This is a genomic window from Streptomyces sp. NPDC004667 (assembly GCF_040609475.1).
Lineage (GTDB): Bacteria > Actinomycetota > Actinomycetes > Streptomycetales > Streptomycetaceae > Streptomyces.
In genome coordinates, this window is record NZ_JBEXKC010000215.1 from 1 (window position 1) to 3,270 (window position 3,270).

The following is a 3,270-nucleotide window of genomic DNA, read 5'->3' on the forward strand; positions in this document are numbered from 1 at the left end:
GCCCGGCCACCGCCAGGGGCCGGGCGCCGCGGGGCCGCCCCGCCCCTCCCGGGGGGCGGGGCGGCAGGGGCGGAGTACGGCCCGTTGTCGGCCCGCGCCAGTAGGGTGGGCGGCATGGCCGACCCTTCCAGCTACCGTCCCGAGCCCGGGCAGATCCCCGACTCCCCGGGGGTCTACAAGTTCCGCGACGAGCACCGCCGGGTGATCTACGTCGGGAAGGCCAAGAGCCTGCGCCAGCGCCTGGCCAGCTACTTCCAGGACATCGCGAACCTGCACCCCCGTACCGCCACCATGGTCACCACGGCCGCCTCCGTCGAATGGACGGTGGTCTCCACCGAGGTCGAGGCGCTCCAGCTCGAATACTCCTGGATCAAGGAGTTCGACCCCCGGTTCAACGTCAAGTACCGGGACGACAAGAGCTACCCCTCCCTCGCCGTCACCATGAACGAGCAGTACCCCCGCGTGCAGGTCATGCGCGGCCCCAAGAAGAAGGGCGTGCGCTACTTCGGCCCGTACGGGCACGCCTGGGCGATCCGCGAGACCGTCGACCTGATGCTCCGCGTCTTCCCGGTCCGCACCTGCTCCGCCGGAGTGTTCAAGCGCTCCGCCCAGATCGGCCGGCCCTGCCTGCTCGGCTACATCGGCAAGTGCTCCGCGCCCTGCGTCGGCCGGGTCACGCCCGAGGAGCACCGGGAACTGGCCGAGGACTTCTGCGACTTCATGGCCGGCCGCACCGGCACCTACCTCACCCGCCTCGAACAGCAGATGCACGAGGCCGCCGAGGAGATGGAGTACGAGAAGGCCGCCCGTCTGCGCGACGACATAGGGGCCCTGCGCCGGGCCATGGAGAAGAACGCCGTCGTCCTCGCAGACGCCACCGACGCCGACCTGATCGCGGTTGCCGAGGACGAGCTCGAAGCCGCCGTGCAGATCTTCCACGTCCGCGGCGGCCGGGTCCGCGGCCAGCGCGGCTGGGTCACCGACAAGGTCGAGGCCGTGGACACCGCCGGGCTCGTCGAGCACGCCCTGCAGCAGCTCTACGGGGAGGAGAAGGGCGAGGCCGTCCCCAAGGAGGTGCTGGTCCCGGTGCTCCCGGAGGACACCGGGGCCCTGGGCGAGTGGCTGGCCGGGCGGCGCGGCTCGAACGTCAGCCTGCGCGTCCCGCAGCGCGGGGACAAGAAGGCCCTCATGGAGACCGTCCACCGCAACGCGCAGCAGTCCCTCGCCCTGCACAAGACCAAGCGCGCCAGCGACCTGACCACCCGCTCCCGCGCCCTGGAGGAGATCGCCGAGGCCCTGGAGCTGGACGGCGCCCCGCTGCGCATCGAGTGCTTCGACATCTCCCACCTCCAGGGCGACGACGTGGTGGCCTCGATGGTGGTCTTCGAGGACGGCCTCGCCCGGAAGAGCGAGTACCGGCGCTTCCAGATCAAGTCCTTCGAAGGACAGGACGACGTCCGCTCCATGCACGAGGTGGTCTCCCGGCGCTTCCGCCGCTACCTCCAGGAGAAGCTGAAGACGGGGGAGTGGTCCCCCGAGGACGCACAGGACGCGCAGGACGCCGGCGACGGCGGGAGCGCGGTGGGCGCGGTGGGCGCGGCGGACGACGACGGGCGCCCCAAGCGCTTCGCCTACCCGCCCCAGCTGGTCGTCGTCGACGGCGGGCAGCCCCAGGTGGCGGCCGCGAAGCGGGCCCTGGAGGAGCTCGGGATCGACGACGTGGCGGTGTGCGGCCTGGCCAAGCGGCTGGAGGAGGTCTGGCTGCCCGGCGAGGACGACCCCGTCGTGCTGCCCCGCACCAGCGAGGGCCTCTACCTGCTCCAGCGGGTCCGTGACGAAGCCCACCGCTTCGCCATCCAGTACCAGCGCAACAAGCGCGGCAAGCGCCTGAAATCGGGCCCCCTGGACGAGGTGCCGGGCCTCGGCGAGAGCCGCAAGCAGGCCCTGGTCAAGCACTTCGGTTCGGTGAAGAAGCTGAGACAGGCGACAATCGACCAGATCTGCGAGGTCCCGGGCATAGGACGCAAGACGGCCGAGACCGTGGCCGCGGCCCTCGCCCAGGCTCCCCCGGCCGGTCCTGCCGTCAACACGGCGACAGGAGAGATCATGGAGGACGAGGCACCCGCGCCGGCGGGAGCAGCGTCCGAACGGGGGACCGAGCAATGACCGAGCACGAGACCACGCACGACCGAGACGGAGCACAGGTGAGTACGGGCACGACAGTGGAGCCCGGCGACAACGCCGAGGCGGCCATCCCCGAACTGGTGATCATCTCCGGGATGTCCGGGGCAGGCCGCAGCACCGCGGCCAAGTGTCTGGAGGACCTCGGCTGGTTCGTCGTCGACAACCTTCCGCCCGCGCTGATCCCCACCATGGTGGAGCTCGGCGCCCGCTCCCAGGGCAACGTGGCGCGGATCGCCGTCGTCGTCGACGTCCGGGGCCGCCAGTTCTTCGACGCCCTGCGCGAGTCCCTCTCCGACCTGGAGGCCCGCGGGGTCACCCGGCGCATCGTCTTCCTGGAGTCCTCCGACGACGCGCTGGTGCGCCGCTTCGAGTCGGTCCGCCGACCGCACCCCCTCCAGGGCGACGGCCGCATCGTCGACGGCATCGCCGCCGAACGCGACCTGCTGCGCGAGCTGCGCGGGGACGCCGACCTGGTCATCGACACCTCCAGCCTGAACGTGCACGAGCTGCGCGCGAAGATGGACGCCCAGTTCGCGGGTGACGAGGAGCCCGAGCTGCGGGCCACCGTCATGTCCTTCGGCTACAAGTACGGCCTCCCCGTCGACGCCGACCTCGTCGTCGACTGCCGCTTCATCCCCAACCCGCACTGGGTGCCGGAGCTGCGCCCCTTCACCGGGCTCAACGAGGAGGTCTCGGGCTACGTCTTCAGCCAGCCCGGCGCCAAGGAGTTCCTCGACCGCTACACCGAGCTGCTCCAGCTCATCGCCACCGGCTACCGCCGCGAGGGCAAGCGGTACGTGACCATCGCGGTCGGCTGCACCGGCGGCAAGCACCGCAGCGTCGCCATGTCCGAGAAGCTCGCCGCCCGCCTCGCCTCCGAGGGAGTCGAGACCGTCGTCGTCCACAGGGACATGGGGCGCGAATGACCGGAAGGACCCTGCGCCTGCGCCGCCTGCGCCGCCTCGCCCCCGGCCGGGGCGAGGACGGCGCGGCGGCTCGTCCCTGCCGCCGCGGCGCGCCCGCGGCCAAGGACGCCGCGCCCAAGGACGTCGCCCTCGGCGTCGGCATCGGCCTGTCGGCCTCCCT

Annotated in this window: 2 protein-coding genes; both read left to right on the forward strand. The window is 71.8% G+C overall.

Going from position 1 to position 3,270, the window contains the following annotated elements:
- Positions 1-114: 114 nt before the first annotated feature.
- Complete coding sequence (gene uvrC, locus ABZW32_RS39315) at positions 115-2,166, forward strand: excinuclease ABC subunit UvrC (protein WP_356225656.1); 2,052 nt, start codon at positions 115-117, stop codon at positions 2,164-2,166.
- Complete coding sequence (rapZ, locus tag ABZW32_RS39320) at positions 2,163-3,110, forward strand: RNase adapter RapZ (RefSeq protein WP_030237204.1); 948 nt, start codon at positions 2,163-2,165, stop codon at positions 3,108-3,110. Before uvrC ends, rapZ begins: the two co-directional genes overlap by 4 nt.
- Positions 3,111-3,270 lie beyond the last annotated feature (160 nt).